Source organism: Bradyrhizobium ingae (genome assembly GCF_055791185.1).
This window is the reverse complement of record NZ_JBVUBB010000010.1, coordinates 1-17,000: the sequence shown is the minus strand read 5'-3', so window position 1 is coordinate 17,000 and position 17,000 is coordinate 1. Positions and strand designations below refer to the sequence as shown.

Genomic DNA, 17,000 nt, shown 5'->3' with positions numbered 1-17,000 from the left:
TAAGGTCGGTTTTTAGATGGATGGGAAGACCGAATTCCGAAAACAAGCGAGCAAGCAGTCTTCGTTGGCCGACTCGCCCTGACATTGCACCCGTTCGACCTCGACCAATGTTTCGTTCAACATTGCGATGATCGTTTCGGCGCCGGCAACATGTCCCCAACCGCGGCAGGTGGCATCACGAGCTGATCCGAAAACCAGATGACCATTCGGCGCAAGCATTCCCACCAAATTGCCGATGGCCGTACGCATCTCGGCAATATCGCGGAGGTAGTAAAGCACTTCCGCCACCACGATCAAGTCGAACCGTTCCGTTCGAGAGAACCGCTGAATGTCAGAGACTATCCAGGTGATGTGCGACCATCGCTTCGTCCGCTGACTCGCCCGACCGATCGCTCGCGGCACGACGTCAACGACTGTAAGTCGTTCGCAATGGGGCGCCAGCTTCTCCGTGAATGCGCCGGCCGCGCACCCGACCTCGAGCGCATTCGTGATGAAGCCGTTGGAAAGCGACAGCCGGAGCATTTGCGTATGACGCTCTCGCTCGAACGGATTGCCGTCCAGCCGCCATGGATCATCGGCCGTCAATTCTCGTTCTAACGATTGATAACTGTTATCCGGGTTCATAAGCTATCCGCTTCTCAGTCCGCATCGCTTGCCGCTGCAAGTGCGGTCGTGTCACCGCTAGTTGGACGGCACGAGCTGCGAATCGGAACTGCGGATCCCGTAGGCCGGATTGGGTCTGGTTGGGAATCACGCGCCTGGTTTCCGCCAAACCCAGGTGCCTTGGCTGGCTTGCGTGAGAGCCAATCGCTATTGCTTAGCGTACACAACGCATAGGCCTTTACCGGAAGTAGCAGAAAGATATTGATGGGCGTGTGCAGAGCAAAAGCGAAGAATCGCAGTTGACGGGCACGCAAGGCAGCTACGCCGCATCTCACCATGGTCATTGATGCGACTATCAGAACTGTCCACCATGGCACAGTGGCCGTCAGGGCGAGCTGCGCAATGCCCATTACCACCGAAAGCGCCAGAAGAAGCGGGCCGACGTTTTGCCCGATAACGTCCAATGTCAGGTATCGATCCAGACCGGGCAAAAGGCGCAACGCAAGCAGCGTATCTCGGAAAGTGCTGCGGGCCCAGCGAAGCTGTTGGCGCAGATACGGCCCTACCCTATCTGGAACGACTGTTGCGGCGTACGCGTCCGGAACGTACTCAGTTCGAAATCCTGCTTTCAGCATAAGAATCGTCAGATGGCGATCCTCACCAAAATCGCTCGGCTTTCCTCGGAAGAATTGCGCCTCGTACTGATCCAGCAGCAGATCGAGAGCTGATCGTCGGTACATCGCACATGGACCGCAGCAGCACATGACCGCGCCGAAACGAGCTTGAGCTGCGCGCTCTTCGTTGCACGCCAACCAGTACTCCATGTCGATCAACCGAGTTAACCAAGTGGCGCTCCGGTTGCTCGCCGTCAGCTGCCCCATGGCAGCGCCGATCGCATTATCTTGCATCCTCAGTGCAAGCTTCCTGACCACATCGGTCGCGAGTATGGTGTCCGAGTCGACGTTGAGGACCAGATCTCCGGATGACCGGCGGATCGCGGCAATCTGTGCCTTCCGTTTTCCAACGTTCTTTCGCAGGAGAATAAAGTTGAACCTTGAATCGTACGCATAGGCATGATGGACGGGTGCCACATCCTCCCGATTTCCAGAACCGTCATCGACCACATAGATGCGTAGCTGCCCGACGTAGTCTTGGCTCGCAATGGATTCTAGGCATGCCGACAGCGTGCGCGGGTCCTCGTTGAAGCAGGGCACGATTACATCCACGCTGGGCATCGATTCAGGGTCGCCCCCATCCGATGACACCAACGACACTTGTGTCGGCGAGGCATGGAACGCCTGCACGGACTTGTAGACCGCAGAGAGCAACGCATAAGACGAGACGACAATAGTACTAGTTGTGGCAAGCAGGTTCATTGGGAGGCCAATTGTTCAATGAGTTTGCGGAAGCGGGCGGATCGCGAAACCGCGATCGTGCAAGGCTGGAATAAGTTGGGAAAGTGCCTTCACCGTCTGGTGGCGCAGACCGGCATGAATGCCCCGTCCCACCTCGTCGGGCGGGCATCCATCATGCAGGAGAACGATCGCACCAGGGCGGACAGAGGCTAACACTGTTTCGACGATCGTATCCACGCCGGGACAGGACCAGTCGCGCGGGTCTACTGACCAGTGGAGAGCGTTAAGTCCGGCCTTCGCTGACTTGGCCAGCACGGCTTCGGTCCAAATGCCATACGGCGCGCGCACGCGTCGCACCGAGGCCTGAGGGCATGCGCTCCTGATGGCGCTACTCGCGGTCATTATTTCAAATTGCACTTCGTCGGGGTCGCATCTGGACAGATCCGGATGTGTCATCGTGTGGTTCGCGACCTCGTGCCCTTCCGCGATCATCCGACGGATCAGCTTTGGCTCATTCGTCGCGTACGTGCCAATGACGCAGAACGTCGCCGGCGCGCGGTGCTCCGCCAGCACATCGAGAATATCCGGCGTGCAGTATGGATTAGGCCCGTCATCGAACGTCAGATGGACGCTGTGGCGAGCGGTGTCCGTGAGGCGCTTGCTGTCCGCTTCGAAGAAGCAACTGGTGTGTTTCACAGCTCTGGCCCATTACGCTCGATGACTGTACCGGTGGGCCACTCGCTCATCGACCGCGCTATAGGGAACACCACAAGCAGCGCGTCATCGACCCGAGTTGGGGGCAGGTCGGCATAGATATCCGGAAGAGTTGATCGCACGCGAATGCCCGGAACGATTGTCGCCATTCCTGGGCGGCCGAGCAGCCTAAAGATATGCTCTTTGAGTTCGTGTCGAACCGTACCGAAGCCGAAGGGGACACCGAGCTCCTGCAACACGGGATACATCACGCGCATGGAATGACTGATTCCGAGTCCTTCGAGATCCGGACGTACCGCGTACAATCCAAGTTCGGCCACCAACAGATCGATTTCACCGACTTTGATGAACCGGCGCAATGCGCCGATATGAGCCGCCACGCCGCGATCATCGTAGCCAACTACCCGAAGCTCCGGTCTCGCGCCGGCCCAGCTTCGATTGCCTTCAAACGGTTTTGCGTTGAACGCCCCGGTCGGCCCGTAGGCGCTTCGAAAGAACTCGGAGATTTGGACGTGGTCGGCGAGTTGTAAGTCATTTTCCCAGCACGTCCTCCACTGGAGTTGAGGGCGCATGAAAGACTCTCCTGCTTCTTGCTACGTTCCTGAGGCACGCATCAAGCGAGCGACGGGCAGTGTGACGGTGCTCGTTTCGATGGGGTCGTCAGCGAATGGGGGGAATGTTGGCTTGTGGACGGCGTTAAGATCGCATCGCGCGGGGAGCCGGCCAATTTGCGTGCTCCTCTTGTGTGTGCCGCGGCTCATTATCGCCGCTGTCTCCAGGCGAGTGGCGACCGGCTCTGTTACAGGTCGTGCTCTGTCTACTGCCTCAAATCCTCCGCGGCCGCGATGTGTGGTACTCAAGTTATCGAAGGACCACCCAGTTACCCAATCATATCGAGGTAGACGCCCTCCATTGAATGGTATGCGGAGCATATACGATGGTTTAAATCGCGCTCCTGGCCGCATTATTGAGCCGCCTACAGTTGCAGTGGGAGACGACCCCATTGTAGAAACTGTCTCGACCGGGCGAAGGGACTGCGACTCCGCTGCAAGCGACGTCACGCTCCTCTGGCCGCACGGCAGATATGCTGATCGCGGGCACGGAAAGCAGGACACGAGGGTGTTAGCCGCGGCTTCATTTGCCTCGTCCAATATCTGGCGCCGAGCTTGATGCGCGCGACGAACTTGTTGCCGCTCATTTGTTCTCTTAAAGCGGGCATGACGGCTCGCCGCGTGTGCGCTCGGCCGGCGTTCGCATGAGTGGTTAACACTGGAATCGATGCAATGCATTCGGATGTGACAATACAATGACGGACGCCGAGCTAAGCTGTTGCGCACAACCGCTGACGACACTCCATCACCAATGCTTGCGATTTGCGGTGCCACGCTCTGCTTCTCCGAAACCTACCCGATTGCTCAGGTACTGGAGATTTCCTAGACGGCGCCGAGCGAATTCGTAAAATCGATTGTTTGGATGAGAAACATCTACACTGCGGATAGGTGACAATGCGTTTCCGAGGGCTTGATCTTAATCTCCTCGTCGCGCTCGATGCTCTGATGACCGAGCGCAACCTCACGGCAGCAGCACGCAGCATCAACTTGAGCCAGCCGGCCATGAGCGCGGCGGTTGGCCGCCTACGCGCGTATTTCAAAGACGACCTCTTTACGATGAAGGGCCGCGAACTTATTCCGACTCCACGTGCGGAAGCCCTCGCTGCTCCAACTCGCGAGGCTCTACTTCACATCCAGTTCTCCATTACCTCCAGGGATACATTCAAACCGAGCGAGTCTGAGCGGCGCTTTAGGATCAGCCTGTCTGACTTTGCTACGGTCGTGTGGTTTCGACATGTCGTGGAGCGTGTCGCACGAGATGCGCCCGGCGTCAGATTCGAGTTGATGCCTCTCGCGAATCCGTTCGATCACCCTCTCCAACGCGCCGAAATCGATTTTCTTATCGTGCCCGAGCTGTACATGTCGGACGCGCACCCCAAGGCGACCCTTTTCGACGAGACACTCGTGTGCGTCGGCTGCCGCTCGAACAAGCACCTATCGCGGCAGCTTACATTCGAGAGGTACATGTCGTTGGGGCACGTCGCGGTCAAGTTCGGGAGCAATCGAGTGCCTTCCATAGACGAATGGTTTATGCAAGAGCACGGCATCAAGAGACGCGTTGAGGTCGTCGTGCAAAGCTTCAGCATGATCCCTCCCATGTTACTTGGAACCAACCGAATAGCGACGATGCCACTGACGCTCGTGAAGTATTTCGCAAAAGCGATGCCGCTACGGATCACTAAACTCCCGCTACCGCTTCCGGGCTTTACCGAGGCCGTCCAATGGCCTTCCCTTCACAATACTGATCCGGCAAGCATATGGATGCGTGAGGTTTTGTTGCAGGAGGCAGGGCGCCTGGTCTCTCCCCGCGCCAAGACACCCCTACGGGATCTTCCGAACCACTCTTCGCAAGCTAAAGACACAGCGGTAGACGCGTCGGAATGACAACCGCGGTTCGCAGGAATTTCGCTCGCTCCAAGGAATGTTGGCTCGACGACAGTGAGAAGTCCCGAGTCGATACAGCTTTCCGTCCCCGGTGATTCTTCGGAGGCTGCTCTTCGCAGCACATTATTTCTGTCAAGCAGCTCGAGCGTTCTCTCCCTGATCCACCCGGCCACGTTGATCGCGGGTGTCTTTCGACCCGCGATGGTTGCCTCGGAGGATCGCATTCTCGTCCAGCGCAACTCTATTGGGCGATCGATTGGCCAAATCCGGCGGCGGGCTTGTTGAAGTTCAGGTCGCTCGTTCGGTCACCGCTATCTGGTCTACTCGACCCTCTCGATCGAGTTGTCGCGCCAGCGATTGACGACGAAACCGGCAGATGAATTGTCGCCTTTCGCATCAAACCGCACGTGGCCAATCACGGTTTCCGCTTCTTGCGAACGAAGCGCTTTCGCAACGCGCAGAGCGTTGAAAGAGCCAGCGCGCCTCACCGCAAGAGCCCACGCCTGTACAGCGGCATAAGCATAAAGCGTGTAGCCTTCCGCAGTTCGTTTTGTTGCTTTCAATCTGGCTACGACGTCGGCCGCCTCCGCGTTTTTGGTGGCATCGAGCATGAATGTGAAGAGAGTGCCATTTGCGGCACTGCTCGCAATCGCCCAGAATTCGCCCGTCATCAGCGGGTCGTTAGCCATGACCGTGAGATGAGCGTGTGCGTCTGCGGCTTGGCGTACAATAAGGCCGATTTCGGCGTAATAGCCACCAATATAGGCGATTTCGATACCTTCCCTCTTCATTCTTGATACCAGCGCGGTGTAGTCTTTTCCGCCGGCCATATAGCTTTGCCGCATGATAATCTGCAGACCCGCATCTTGAAGACGAGACGCAACGACATCCGCAATGCCCTTGCCGGCTGTGCTCTTGTCATCGAGGACGGCAATCTTGCTGTTGGAGTGGTGCTGCAGGATATAGTTGGCGGCCACTACACCTTGCTGGTCGTCGCGGCCACAGATCCGAAACACCGTTCGCAGACCCCGCTCGGTCAGCTGAGGATTGGTTGATCCGGGCGAAATCTGAATAATTCCGGCTTCGGCGTAAACGTCGGAAGCGGGAATTGAGGAAGAAGAACAATAGTGGCCAACAACCAACCTCACCTGATCAGCCGCCAGCCGATTGGCTACCGCAACGGCCTGCTTCGGATCGCAGGCGTCGTCGGCGACGGTCAATCTAATCTTGAATTCTGGAAGCAATCCGGAAGAGTTCAAATCATCCAGGGCCGCACTTGCGCCGTAAAGCATCTGAGCACCAACCGCAGCGTTGCTGCCTGTCATAGGTCCGGCCACTGCAACGTAAACATCGTCAGCGGAGGCGCCGGAGACCAACACGAAAGCAAAGACCGCTGCACAGGCAAATGAACTCATGCGTAGGAATGCCATTTGAGGCCCCTGACGTCGGCTGATTCGCGCTACAATTTGCGCTCGTGTGGCACCTGCGTCGTGGTTGTTGCAGCACGCATAACGTCGCGTTGTTGACCGATCGTTCGCGCAACCCTCGTTCTCCTGCCGCCACTATCGATCCGCATCATCGGGAGCGCGTGCCCGCCGGCGCGTCTGACCACAGCTCTCTCGCGACATTGCATCAAGGCGAGCGGGTAGCTCGTCTACACTGACATCCGATTCCGTATTCTTCGTGATGTTGCGCAGACGATCGCGCAACTTTGTTGCACGCGCGACCTGAAGCTCCGCCCGTTCCAATTGCTCGCTCAATAAGTCAGGAAGCGACGTTCTGCCGTCCATCGCCTTGCGAATCTCTCGAAGAGAGAATCCGAGCTCACGAAGCGCCAGAATATGATAAACTCTTCTGAGGCTTTCACAGTCGTAGATCCGGTGACCACCGCACGTGCGCTGCGAGGCGGCCAGCAATCCCGTGTGCTCATAGTGACGCAGAGTGCGCACCGTCACGCCGGTCGCATCCGCAAGTTCACCGATGCGTCGCCATCGACGCCTGAGTACTGTAGGTCTGGTCATGTTTCTCAATTTTCAAACCTACAACCTAACGCCACGTGAGGTTCAAGCAGTTTTGACGGCCGGGCGATCTTGTTGCGAAGTTTTCGCTCGAGATATCGAACTTTGCCTACCGGGGAAGCGCTTCACCGGGCGGATGTGACATGCAAGAAGCCAGCAGCAACACACTGAAGACTTCGCGTCGGATGACCTCGTCATGGGCGCATCCAGAGAAGCATTGGACCTCTGCTGAACTAAACGGCAGAAGCAATGGCTACCATCAGCTTCCTGAGGAGGACCAATTCGGCCTGACCAGCGGCTGTGCGTCCAAGCACAAGCTTGGCGATCTCCGTTCTGTTGATGGGAGTTCGCATACTTGCCGGCAGCGCCGCCACCGCCTCATCAAAGATCTTTCCCAACATGGAAAGGTCTTCCGGATCGAAGACACCACTTCTTACCTGCAACACTTGCACCGTCTCTCCTGTCGAACATCGTGTCGGCGGCTCGGCTCCTTGCAAGGGCATTTGTCTGCGTTAGGGCAAAAAGACGACCGACCTGCGGCGCGCCCATGCGCAGGTCGATTTGTCGCGCGATGCAACATGAAAGCGCGCTGGCCCGATGGAGGCGTGCAAACGCAATGTCGACTGGATTATTCTTACTCGTCGACTGGACTTTTCCTAGTGCACAGGGGCGGAAGGAGATGCCCCAGACGCAACGTAGGTGTAGCGACCGTCAGGGGCATTTATGTGCAGAGCTCGTGAGATCATTCATCGCTCTTCGGCATTCTTTCGCGATCGTTTTGATCTGGCTTGCACCGAACCGCCCAGCGCTTAGACAAACGCATCCGGAAGACTGAGCAGTTTTCGAGCATTTGACACGCCAAGGCATGCAGCACAGATCTTTTGCCTGAAACACAAGGCGGTATACACCCGAGCGGCCGTTCCGATCGACCTCGTCACCAAGTCGAGAAAGCCGTACTGCCTTTTCCGGCACGGCCTCAACCTTGCGCTGCCTTTAGTTGGAGACGATGCGCAGAGGATCATCGGCGGAGGTTCAGACACCGGGGCCCGATCCTGATTCCGATTGCATTCAAAGAGAATGTTGCTACTAGCGAAAAATGAGCCGCTTGTAGTCCTGGGTCGGCGCCAACAAAGAACCACGCTGCGACACTCGACATCAAAGCAGCGTGTCGAGCCGATCGCGACCTCGCCGCAAAGTGCAAGAGCATGACCAATATGTAAGACAACTCGTCCGGAAGAGAAAACCCGCGCTAAACAAGCAAGAACAAGAAAACACTTTTCGGCCTGAAGCTCGCGGCACTCTCTCGAATGAATTGATCGACTAGAGTCTATTCGATTTTGGAATTCACATGGAGTTTCGGACATTACGTGCTTTCGTCGAGGTCGTACGGCAAGGCGGGTTTTCCAAGGCCGGCAAAGTCGTATTCGCGACTCAGTCCACAGTCAGCAAGGCGGTCAAGCAGCTCGAGGATGAGATTGGCGTCCCGCTACTTGATCGGATCGGCCATCGCAGCAAGCTTACCGCTGCCGGCGAAATTGTTTACCGCCGTGCGATCAGGATTCTGATGGAGCGGGACGATCTGATTTCAGAACTGGGCGATCTGCGCGGCCTTGACTGCGGCATTCTCAAGCTCGGTCTGCCACCGGTGGGTAGCGGCACGCTGTTCGCAAAGCTATTTGCGATCTACCGCGAACGTTATCCGGGCGTTGATATCCGGCTCGTGGAGTACGGAAGCGAGCGGCTTGAGGAGGTTTTGCTATCGGGGGAGATCGAACTTGCGGCCTCGCTTCTCCCGGTGTCAGAAGGCTTTGAGTGGCAGGACGTCAAGCGCGAGCCCCTTACTGTCGTGCTACCGGTGAATCACGAGCTTTCGGGGTGCCGATCCCTTGATCTTCCGGCATTGCGGGATCTACCGCTCATTCTCTTCGAAACCGGATTTGCATTGAACCGGGTGATTTTAGACGCGTGTCATCGGCACGGCTTTGAGCCGCGAGTCGTCGCGCGTAGCAGCCAGATTGATTTTATCGTCGAGCTTGCTGCGACGGGCATGGGGGCCGCTTTTCTGCCACGGATGATCGCGGAACAACGCAAACATCTGTCGATCGCCAGGGTGCCGCTCGATGAAGCTGATATGGACTGGCACATTGCAATGATTTGGCGCCGCGGTGCTTATTTGTCACATGCCGCGAGGGCGTGGCTAGATCTGGTGGCTTGCACGCGCGAAGACAATCATGCCAGTGGCGACTGAATTGCAGTCGAACAATTCATTTACGCGATATCGCGCTGCGCCGTAGATATGTTTGCGAGGCATTCGCGCTTCGCTAAGTCAATCTCTCGGACGAGACATGGGTCATGGCGCAGTCTGTTGCAGATCAGTTCGCCCACACTCTTGCTAAGGTGGGGGTCAAGCGCATCTATGGAATCGTTAGGGATAGCCTGAATGGCCTTACCGATGCGATCCGCCGTCACGGATGCATCGACTGGATTCATGTCCGGCACGAGGAAGTGGCCGCCTTTGCGGCCGGTGCCGAGGCACATCTGACCAGCGAGCTCGCCGTCTGCGCCGGAAGCTGCGGGCCAGGCAATCTCCATCTCATTAACGGCCTCTTTGATTGTCATCGTTCGCGCGTGCCAGTGCTTGCGATCGCTGCACACATTCCTTCGGCAGAGATCGGCGTGTCGTACTTTCGGGATAGCCATCCCGAGATCCTCTTTAGTGTAGCCACTATTGTGAGCTGGTCTCCGGCGCCAATCAAATGCCACGCATCCTTGAGGCAGCCATCCGCGAGGCTGTGGGAAAGCGCGGCGTTTCCGTCGTCGTCATTCCTGGTGATGTGGCACTTCGTCCTGCGGCCGATAGGATGCGGCCGAAGCTCGCTGGGTTGCGGCCTCCGCAGCCGGTGATCTCGCCGAAGGCCGCCGAACTCGATCGCCTCGCCGACATGCTGAACAGAGCTCAGCGGGTAACCGTTCTTTGCGGGTCTGGTTGCGCCGGGGCCCATGATGAACTGCTGGCGCTCGGCGAGCGGCTGAAGTCGCCGATCGTGCATGCTCTGCGCGGCAAAGAACGTGTGGACAATCCTTACAACGTCGGCATGACCGGGCTGATCGGCCTATCTTCGGGCTATTACGCCATGCCGATTGCGACGTTCTTTTTATCCTTGGAAGCGATCTCCCCTATCGCCAGTTCTATCCTCAGGGAAGCAGCGTACGGATTGCGCAAGTGGACATACGTCCGGAACATCTAGGTCGCCGGGTGGCTATCGACCTCCCGGTGGTTGGTGATGTCCGCGCAACTCTGGCGGACTTGCTGCCACGTCTGTCTTCCAAGTCCAATGATTAGCGTCTCAAGAGAGCACAACAACACTATGCCCGGACCCGCAAACAGCTGGACGGGCTAGCCGAGATCAAGCCAGGTAGCCAGCTCATCCATGCTCAACAGGTCGCTAAAGCAATCAGCGACCAGGCGGCTGACGATGCCGTTTTTTCCTGCGACGTCGGCCTGGCTACCGTCTGGGCCGCGCGTTATTTGGCGATGAACGGTCAACGTCGCCTCCTCGCCGTTTTGGCACGGTTCAATGGCCAACGCCATGGCTCAGGCTATCGGGGCACAGGCCACGTATCCTCGTCGACAGGTGATCTCCCTCTCGGGCGACGGTGGCTTTACGATGCTGATGGGCGATTTGCTGAGCCTTGTGCAACTCGACCTGCCAGTGAAAGCCGTCGTCTTCAATAACGGTACTCTCGGCTTTATCGAGTTGGAACAAAAGTCGACGGGATTGCTCAATTTCGGGACCGAGCTCAACAATCCAGACTTTGCCGAAATTGCCAGAGCCGCTGGTATGTATGGGGTGCGCCTTGAACATCCCTCGGAGGTAGACAACGGCATCGCCGCCGCGCTCGCGCACGAAGGGCCGCTTTAATCGACGCCGTCGTCAATCGGACCGAGCTCGCCGTGCCGCCTTCCGTCACGATGGAGATGGCCAAGGGCTTCTCTCTCTACACGCTTAAAGCAATTGTGAATGGCCGGACCGATGAGGTCATTGATCTTGCCAGGACAAACCTCTGGCGCTGAGACTATGAGACACTGCGCGGCCGCGCATTGCCGCTTTCATGTCCCACGCATTCGACGAGACGTTCGTGCCTAACTGATGCGTGTCAGCGCCGCAGCCACGAGGCCCCTTTGCGACACTACTTAAGGTTAAAGCACCAGCGCTAACTGACTACTTGGCATTGACTGACGAGTTCGCTCATTTCCTGGCGCTCAATGCCATCAGTTGCAGCGTTGCAGGCGGCGCTCAGTGCGTTGTGCATGTCCGCGATCAACTCGTTGGGACTCTCCAGGCCCGCGTGTACGCGAATCAGCGGTCCTGCGAACGCGTGCGAGGCTTCCGTTCGCTTTGGTGGCTCGACAAGCAGAGCGAGACTTTCGTACCCGCCCCAGGACAGACCAATCCCAAAGAGGCGCAGGCGACTGAAGAGAACCGAAAGTTGTTCCCGTGACATGGGCTTCAGAACAATCGCGAAGAGTCCACTGGCGCCCAAAAAAATCCCTTCTCCAAATGATATGGCCGGGATCGTCGGGAAGGGCCGGGTGCAACACCCGGTCGACAGCTGGATGTGTCTGCAGGCTTTGCGCCAGAATAAGGCCATTTTTCCCAATGCCGCTTCATGCGCAAAGCCAGACTACGCAGTCCCCGGAGAGCCAGATAAATGTCATCTGGTCCGCCAATTTCGCCGAAATGGTGCGCGGTAGACTTCAGTGCAGGCCATGCCGCTTCATTCGCAGTTGCAACGCCAAGAAATGCATCGGAATGACCAACGATATACTTCGTCGCGGCCTGGATCGATATATCGACCCCATGCTCGAATGGTCTGAAATACAGAGGTGTCGCCCAGGTATTGTCCATGATCACAAGCGCGCCTGACTGATGTGCAATGGCCGCGAGTGCTGGCACATCTTGAACCTCGAAGGTCGTGGACGACGGCGACTCCAGATAGATGGCCCGTGTATTTGCGCTGATCTTTGCCGCCAATTCTGACGGGCGGGTTGGACAAAAATACTGTGCCTTGATCTGCAGTCTCGCAAGAACGCTATCCGCGAAGGCTCTCACATGCGCGTAAACGCCGTCGCTGATCAGAATAGCGTCGCCGGCCTTTAGACACGCAAGCAGCGAATGAGTGCAAGCAGATTGCCCTGATGGGAAGAGAATCGAACGGAAGCCACCCTCTAACTTGCAAACGGCCGCTTCAAGCGCGCGAGACAGGGGCGAGCCAAGGCGACCGTCGCTCGGAGTGTCTTTGTTCCGGATATCCCAATCCTCCAAGGTCTCCGAAACAATGGTAGAACCGCAGTAGATCGGCACATTCACCATCCCGGCATGTTCGGCCGGCGCACGACCTAGGTGACAAAGTAGGGTTTCTGTGTCTCCTGGCTCCTTGTCGTTCAGATCCTCCATGGCAATTTCTCTTCCATCGCATTTCCTTCCCGCTCGTGCCATATGGGCACGCTCTATGGGCACGCTCTGGAGCACCTGCCCACTTCGACTGCATAGCTTCTGCAACAACAATGCCACTCTCGAGCAATGCTACTGCAGCTCTCTCGCTTCCTTTGGCGATGAATGAAAGGTCAATGCGGCTTTGAGCTAGTTGTCGCTCACGCAATTTTGTGGAACGGCTGCCTCGCTGCACTTTTGTTCGACCAGTTTCTTGATGGCTTGGCGATTTCGTCGATCGTTAGCGCGCGCGAGTCTCATTGTAGCGAGTAGGACACATTGTCCAATGACTATCGGCCCCCTTGAAACGAACGTGGGGTCAAGTTGTACACTACCAGAACAAGTAGGGCATCGGGGCCGTCGATGGCTCTGGAACGAGGGTTGTGAATGTCTCAAACGCAAATGTTTACGCCGCGTCAGTCTGTCACGCTCCTCGATCACGTCCAAGAAAGCGCCCAAGAGCATCTATATCTCCCTGCTGGAGAACAACTACGATGTCCCTCAACTCCAAGCATGACCGGCGGCCGCACGGCGGGCATTCTTGAGGTCCGCCGTTACCGAACAGCAGACATCGATCTGCCTGAATTCACCGCCGACAGTCTTCATCGAGATGTCGACGAAGTTCTCCAGGCCGACAATGCGCCTTCGCTGGAGTTGAACAGCACTCAATGCAGGTATCATGCGGGAGCACACATCCGACCGGCTTACCCCTCGCAATACAAGGAACGAGTAACGCAAGTTACGGTTTCGCTACTGCATTCATGCAACTGTTAGGATAGATATCTAAAAACGGGTGAAGCCCCGCGCCGTCCGACTGTGAAGAGACAGGTCGGCCTGCTGGTGCGGAAGCTCATGCGCCAAGACCCGGGTGTTCAGCCAGATCGGACCATCGCCATGCTCAGAACCCATGCTTTTCGACGGAGCGACCACATGTCAGACGCAAGGCTGCTAAGCGCACTCTCGTCCCTCTCGCACGTGGCAAAACAGTTGGATGTTGCACCGCCTGCTCCGCCCGCGCTTGATGCTAATTGCGTCAAACTCAACATGAACGAGAACCCATTCCCGTTGCCGCCAATCGTCAGACAAAGCGCGATTGCCGCCCTTGAGCAGCACTATCTGTATCCGGAAAACGAGAACGCCGGCTTACGCGAGGCAGCGGCCTGTGTGTACGGCCTGTCCGCCGATCAGGTGATTGCTGGGAACGGATCGTCCGAACTTCTCGGTCTCATCTACAAAGCGTTCCTCGCTCCGGGCGACACCGTCGCGATGATATCGCCCGGATTTTCGTTCAACCGCAAGCTCGCCATGTTGCACGAAGCTCAACTTCTGGAGGTCGGGTGGGGTAAGACCCATTCCTTACCCACGCACCAACTGCTTTTCGGTCCCGCCAGAGATGCCAAGTTCATCGTGGTGGCCAATCCGAACAATCCGACGGGAACGTTTGTTCCGATCGCCGATATCGAAAGGCTCGTAGCACAATCGGATCGACTGATCGTGCTCGACGAAGCGTATGTCGACTTTGCGCCCGATAACGGACTACGGCTCGTCAACCGCTATTCAAATCTTCTGGTACTGAGAACTTTTTCGAAAAGTTATGCCACCGCAGGCCTTCGCATCGGCTTCGGCTTCGGTCACCCCGAGCTCATCGGCAGGCTGCGTACCATGCAGAACCTCTTCAACATGAATGTGATTGGTCATGCGGTCGGCGCGAGCATCATTGCGCATCGGGCCGCCTTCGAGGAGAACCACCAACGTATCATGCTTGCAAGAGAGCGAACGACAATTGAGCTGTCCAAACTTGGGTTTTCGGTATTGCCTTCCCACGCCAATTTTTTGCTGGCTCGGGTGCCCGGCGAGCACGATGGCGCTTGGTGGCAAGCCGCATTGCAGGGCCACAACGTGCTTGTTGCATTCTTTCCTGAAAGCGGTCTCGAAAATTTCATACGCATTGCAATCGGCACAGACACGCAAATGGATACGTTTCTTTCAGCGGTCTGTGACATTTCCAGATCTTCGCTCTAAGCCAAGCCGATAGCTCTCCTGCTGCAATTCTCGAGGTGGTCAAGTGAAAAATCTCCCTTCTTCAACACTGACGTTCGGCATCTTCGATCACCTGGACGCGAACGGCCGTGATGTCGCCAAACAATATGACGATCGGCTGCTGCTCGCCGAGGCATGCGACCGCCTGGGGTTCTATGCCTATCATCTGGCAGAGCACCATTGCACTCCACATGGCAGAAGTCCTTCGCCGAATCTGTTCTTGTCCAGCGTCGCTCAACGCACAACCAATCTTCGCATCGGCCCGTTGGTTATGCTGCTTAGCCTTCACCATCCGCTGCGAGTCTTTGAAGAGGCCTGTATGCTGGATCACTTGAGCGGCGGCAGGCTTGAACTTGGCATCGGACGCGGCTCCCTCCCGGTTGAGTTGGGATATTTCGGCGTCAGTGCAGACGCGGCGCCGGGACGTTATACGGAAGCCAGCGAAATCCTTGTTAAAGCTATGCGAGGCGGCACGCTCTCCTACGAGGGTATCCATTACCGATTGGACGAGGTTCCATTGACGCTGACGCCTCGTCAGTGGCCGCACCCCCCGACATGGATCGCTGTAAATCAACCCGATTCGGCAAGCTGGGCCGCGGAACTCGGTGCAAACATCGCGAGTCTTGGACCCTCATCGTCCGTCCGGAGGGTCACGGACGCATACCGCTCGCGTCGAGAGCAACGCTCAGACGCGAATGGTCCGTCGCCGTTTCTTGGCTTGCTTCGCATGGTCGTGGCTGGAAGTTCTGAAGCAGATGCTTATTCACTCGCTGCACCTGCTTACGGACGCTGGCTCGACAGCTTCAAGTTCCTTTATGAACGCAACAACATCCCCACTCCACAAAACCTGCCCTTGACGTTCGATGCAGCAATCGAGAGTGAGTTGTGCGTTGTCGGGACGGCCGCTTCAATACGACAAACACTTCTTAATCATCTGGAAGAGGCAGGTGCCAACTATCTTCTTTGTCAGCTCGCATTTGGGGACCTCTCGCTAGAGGCCTCATTGAACACCGCAACCATCATTCGGTCTGAAGTCGCTGCGGGAGTTGGCCGAACATAAGGCTTGCCGTCCGGCGCTAGGGATCGATAGTGGTAGGCGCTGTCTTTTGAGCCTCACAAATGCTGAGCAATGGTGGTCACCTCGTTCATTGTGCAGCTGCGCTTTGCACATTGGCCGACCCTCCTAACACTCCTGTCACTCGCCTTTCGGCAGGCTCGTTTCTTGCGCTGCTCACGTATCCATTATACAGCCGCTGCCCACAACACTTGAGGAACGACGACAAACGCACTCCGATAAAATCGTGTGCTGCGCCTCCTTGAGCTGCAGCGTCCCAGCCTCCAACCAGCTCTCGACATCCATCAGGCTGAACTTGCCTGGCGGACACCTTCATGGAATGACACATTGGCGTTCTGAGCCTTCGGCACGTCCGAGGAACTTGAGTCGGCCAATGCACGTGGACCGTTGGAAATGCTAGGTACCGCCTCTCGGGCGGCTTCCATCTAGTGAAGTACACCGCGCGATGCGAAGTTTGTTTGCCGCGTCGCGGATTGCTTACGCGACTTGACTTCTGCGCGGCTTCCCGAGTCTGCTGCCCCTCTCGTTCCTCGCGGCTCGGCCGATGGGGCTTATCGGATGCGAGATTAGGAACGCTTTGTGGCGTGCGGAAACTCTATTACCTCGCCGCTTTCGACGTCGACTGCTTTCAGCGTCTGCCGTTTCGCCGTCGCAAGGCTATGAACCTCGGCCGCAGGTCGAAAGAACCTGGCTCTAAGCCCGCGATCTGCTCAATCTCCTTCTCAGGCAAATTCAACGCGGCTTTGATGGCTACGTTGCTTGTCCCGAGCTCAATGACAACCCGCATTCCACGGCGGATCATTCTCGGCCGTTCGATCAGCATCTCAGACGGGTTGTCGAATGGCTCTTGCAATGGGCCACGCCAGCCTCGCCGCGTCAAATTTCGATAGAGAACGCTCTTTTCCTATCGTCGATCATGCCCAGGTCGAACGCTCGATAGATCATAGCGGCGATTGACATCCCCCATCGCTTCTTGAGCGCGCAGAAATAGTCCAGCGTCGGACGCGTCACCTCAAAACGAAATGCTTCTCGTGGAAACAGAAAGGCGCCGGCAAAACGATGAGCCTGCTGCTCAATCGTAAGCGGCGTGTCTCCCGCACCTTGTTGCTGATGAGCTGATCGGCAAAATGAGTTCCGTCTTGAAGAGGACGGTTTGCATAGATGATCGGGCGTGTTGTCGACGCATCGCAGCTACGAGTCCGGCG

Annotated in this window: 14 protein-coding genes and 2 pseudogenes; 5 read left to right on the top strand and 11 right to left on the bottom strand. The window is 57.0% G+C overall.

Features of this window, described 5'->3' with window-relative positions:
- Positions 1 to 12 precede the first annotated feature (12 nt).
- From nodS to ACV1FX_RS16925, 4 genes are read right to left on the bottom strand one after another with little or no spacing between them, the layout of a single operon-like run.
- Entirely contained in the window at positions 13 to 624 is a 612-nt protein-coding gene (nodS, locus tag ACV1FX_RS16940; protein ID WP_473118692.1) for a nodulation methyltransferase NodS, read from the bottom strand.
- Positions 625 to 638: 14 nt separating this feature from the next.
- On the bottom strand, positions 639 to 1,979 hold the full coding sequence (nodC, locus tag ACV1FX_RS16935) for a chitooligosaccharide synthase NodC (RefSeq protein ID WP_473118691.1): 1,341 nt from the start codon (positions 1,977 to 1,979) through the stop codon (positions 639 to 641).
- Positions 1,980 to 1,994: 15 nt separating this feature from the next.
- Complete coding sequence (gene nodB, locus ACV1FX_RS16930) at positions 1,995 to 2,654, bottom strand: chitooligosaccharide deacetylase NodB (protein WP_473118690.1); 660 nt, start codon at positions 2,652 to 2,654, stop codon at positions 1,995 to 1,997.
- The gene (locus ACV1FX_RS16925) at positions 2,651 to 3,244 is read right to left on the bottom strand and encodes a NodA family N-acyltransferase (RefSeq protein WP_254103434.1); all 594 of its coding nucleotides are present in this window, start codon (positions 3,242 to 3,244) and stop codon (positions 2,651 to 2,653) included. Before ACV1FX_RS16925 ends, nodB begins: the two co-directional genes overlap by 4 nt.
- Positions 3,245 to 4,177: 933 nt before the next feature.
- Here ACV1FX_RS16925 and ACV1FX_RS16920 point away from each other — a divergent pair.
- Entirely contained in the window at positions 4,178 to 5,167 is a 990-nt protein-coding gene (locus ACV1FX_RS16920; RefSeq protein WP_473118689.1) for a LysR family transcriptional regulator, read from the top strand.
- Between the two features lie 320 nt (positions 5,168 to 5,487).
- Here the strand turns inward: ACV1FX_RS16920 and ACV1FX_RS16915 are convergent, their stop codons facing one another.
- From ACV1FX_RS16915 to ACV1FX_RS16905, 3 genes are all read right to left on the bottom strand, one after another.
- The gene (locus ACV1FX_RS16915) at positions 5,488 to 6,597 is read right to left on the bottom strand and encodes a branched-chain amino acid ABC transporter substrate-binding protein (RefSeq protein ID WP_473118688.1); all 1,110 of its coding nucleotides are present in this window, start codon (positions 6,595 to 6,597) and stop codon (positions 5,488 to 5,490) included.
- Positions 6,598 to 6,729: 132 nt separating this feature from the next.
- Positions 6,730 to 7,188 carry a MerR family transcriptional regulator gene (locus ACV1FX_RS16910; RefSeq protein ID WP_084801533.1) on the bottom strand — a complete coding sequence of 153 codons (459 nt, stop codon included), beginning with the start codon at positions 7,186 to 7,188 and terminating at the stop codon, positions 6,730 to 6,732.
- Between the two features lie 230 nt (positions 7,189 to 7,418).
- Positions 7,419 to 7,637, bottom strand: coding sequence for a hypothetical protein (locus tag ACV1FX_RS16905; RefSeq protein WP_245288080.1), 219 nt, complete (start codon positions 7,635 to 7,637; stop codon positions 7,419 to 7,421).
- An 896-nt stretch (positions 7,638 to 8,533) separates the two neighbouring features.
- On the opposite strand from ACV1FX_RS16905, the gene ACV1FX_RS16900 reads away from it, so the two are divergent.
- Entirely contained in the window at positions 8,534 to 9,433 is a 900-nt protein-coding gene (locus tag ACV1FX_RS16900; protein WP_473118687.1) for a LysR family transcriptional regulator, read from the top strand.
- 104 nt (positions 9,434 to 9,537) lie between these two features.
- Positions 9,538 to 11,260, top strand: a pseudogene (gene poxB / locus ACV1FX_RS16895) (ubiquinone-dependent pyruvate dehydrogenase).
- Between the two features lie 140 nt (positions 11,261 to 11,400).
- Here the strand turns inward: poxB and ACV1FX_RS16890 are convergent.
- Positions 11,401 to 11,691, bottom strand: coding sequence for a hypothetical protein (locus tag ACV1FX_RS16890; protein WP_473118686.1), 291 nt, complete (start codon positions 11,689 to 11,691; stop codon positions 11,401 to 11,403).
- A 5-nt stretch (positions 11,692 to 11,696) separates the two neighbouring features.
- Positions 11,697 to 12,644, bottom strand: a complete 948-nt coding sequence (locus ACV1FX_RS16885) for a trans-sulfuration enzyme family protein (RefSeq protein ID WP_473118685.1) — start codon at positions 12,642 to 12,644, stop codon at positions 11,697 to 11,699.
- A 966-nt stretch (positions 12,645 to 13,610) separates the two neighbouring features.
- Between ACV1FX_RS16885 and ACV1FX_RS16880 the strand changes: the two genes are divergently transcribed.
- The gene (locus ACV1FX_RS16880) at positions 13,611 to 14,702 is read left to right on the top strand and encodes a pyridoxal phosphate-dependent aminotransferase (RefSeq protein ID WP_473118684.1); all 1,092 of its coding nucleotides are present in this window, start codon (positions 13,611 to 13,613) and stop codon (positions 14,700 to 14,702) included.
- Positions 14,703 to 14,745: 43 nt separating this feature from the next.
- Complete coding sequence (locus ACV1FX_RS16875) at positions 14,746 to 15,780, top strand: LLM class flavin-dependent oxidoreductase (RefSeq protein ID WP_473118683.1); 1,035 nt, start codon at positions 14,746 to 14,748, stop codon at positions 15,778 to 15,780.
- Between the two features lie 891 nt (positions 15,781 to 16,671).
- On the opposite strand, the gene ACV1FX_RS16870 is transcribed toward ACV1FX_RS16875, so the two are convergent.
- Both ACV1FX_RS16870 and ACV1FX_RS16865 read right to left on the bottom strand, forming a co-directional pair.
- Complete coding sequence (locus tag ACV1FX_RS16870; protein WP_473118833.1) at positions 16,672 to 16,836, bottom strand: ImmA/IrrE family metallo-endopeptidase; 165 nt, start codon at positions 16,834 to 16,836, stop codon at positions 16,672 to 16,674.
- Positions 16,803 to 17,000 (bottom strand): annotated as a pseudogene (locus ACV1FX_RS16865) (hypothetical protein); the annotation flags it as partial. The gene ACV1FX_RS16870 and the pseudogene ACV1FX_RS16865, both read right to left, overlap by 34 nt.

Excerpts from the sequence above, each read along its gene's own strand:
- nodC (WP_473118691.1), bottom strand. The coding sequence starts at position 1,979 with ATGAACCTGCTTGCCACAACTAGTACTATTGTCGTCTCGTCTTATGCG.
- nodS (WP_473118692.1), bottom strand. The coding sequence starts at position 624 with ATGAACCCGGATAACAGTTATCAATCGTTAGAACGAGAATTGACGGCC.
- ACV1FX_RS16885 (WP_473118685.1), bottom strand. The coding sequence starts at position 12,644 with ATGGAGGATCTGAACGACAAGGAGCCAGGAGACACAGAAACCCTACTT.
- ACV1FX_RS16910 (WP_084801533.1), bottom strand. The coding sequence starts at position 7,188 with ATGACCAGACCTACAGTACTCAGGCGTCGATGGCGACGCATCGGTGAA.
- ACV1FX_RS16890 (WP_473118686.1), bottom strand. The coding sequence starts at position 11,691 with ATGTCACGGGAACAACTTTCGGTTCTCTTCAGTCGCCTGCGCCTCTTT.
- ACV1FX_RS16915 (WP_473118688.1), bottom strand. The coding sequence starts at position 6,597 with ATGGCATTCCTACGCATGAGTTCATTTGCCTGTGCAGCGGTCTTTGCT.
- ACV1FX_RS16880 (WP_473118684.1), top strand. The coding sequence starts at position 13,611 with ATGTCAGACGCAAGGCTGCTAAGCGCACTCTCGTCCCTCTCGCACGTG.
- ACV1FX_RS16920 (WP_473118689.1), top strand. The coding sequence starts at position 4,178 with ATGCGTTTCCGAGGGCTTGATCTTAATCTCCTCGTCGCGCTCGATGCT.
- ACV1FX_RS16925 (WP_254103434.1), bottom strand. The coding sequence starts at position 3,244 with ATGCGCCCTCAACTCCAGTGGAGGACGTGCTGGGAAAATGACTTACAA.
- ACV1FX_RS16900 (WP_473118687.1), top strand. The coding sequence starts at position 8,534 with ATGGAGTTTCGGACATTACGTGCTTTCGTCGAGGTCGTACGGCAAGGC.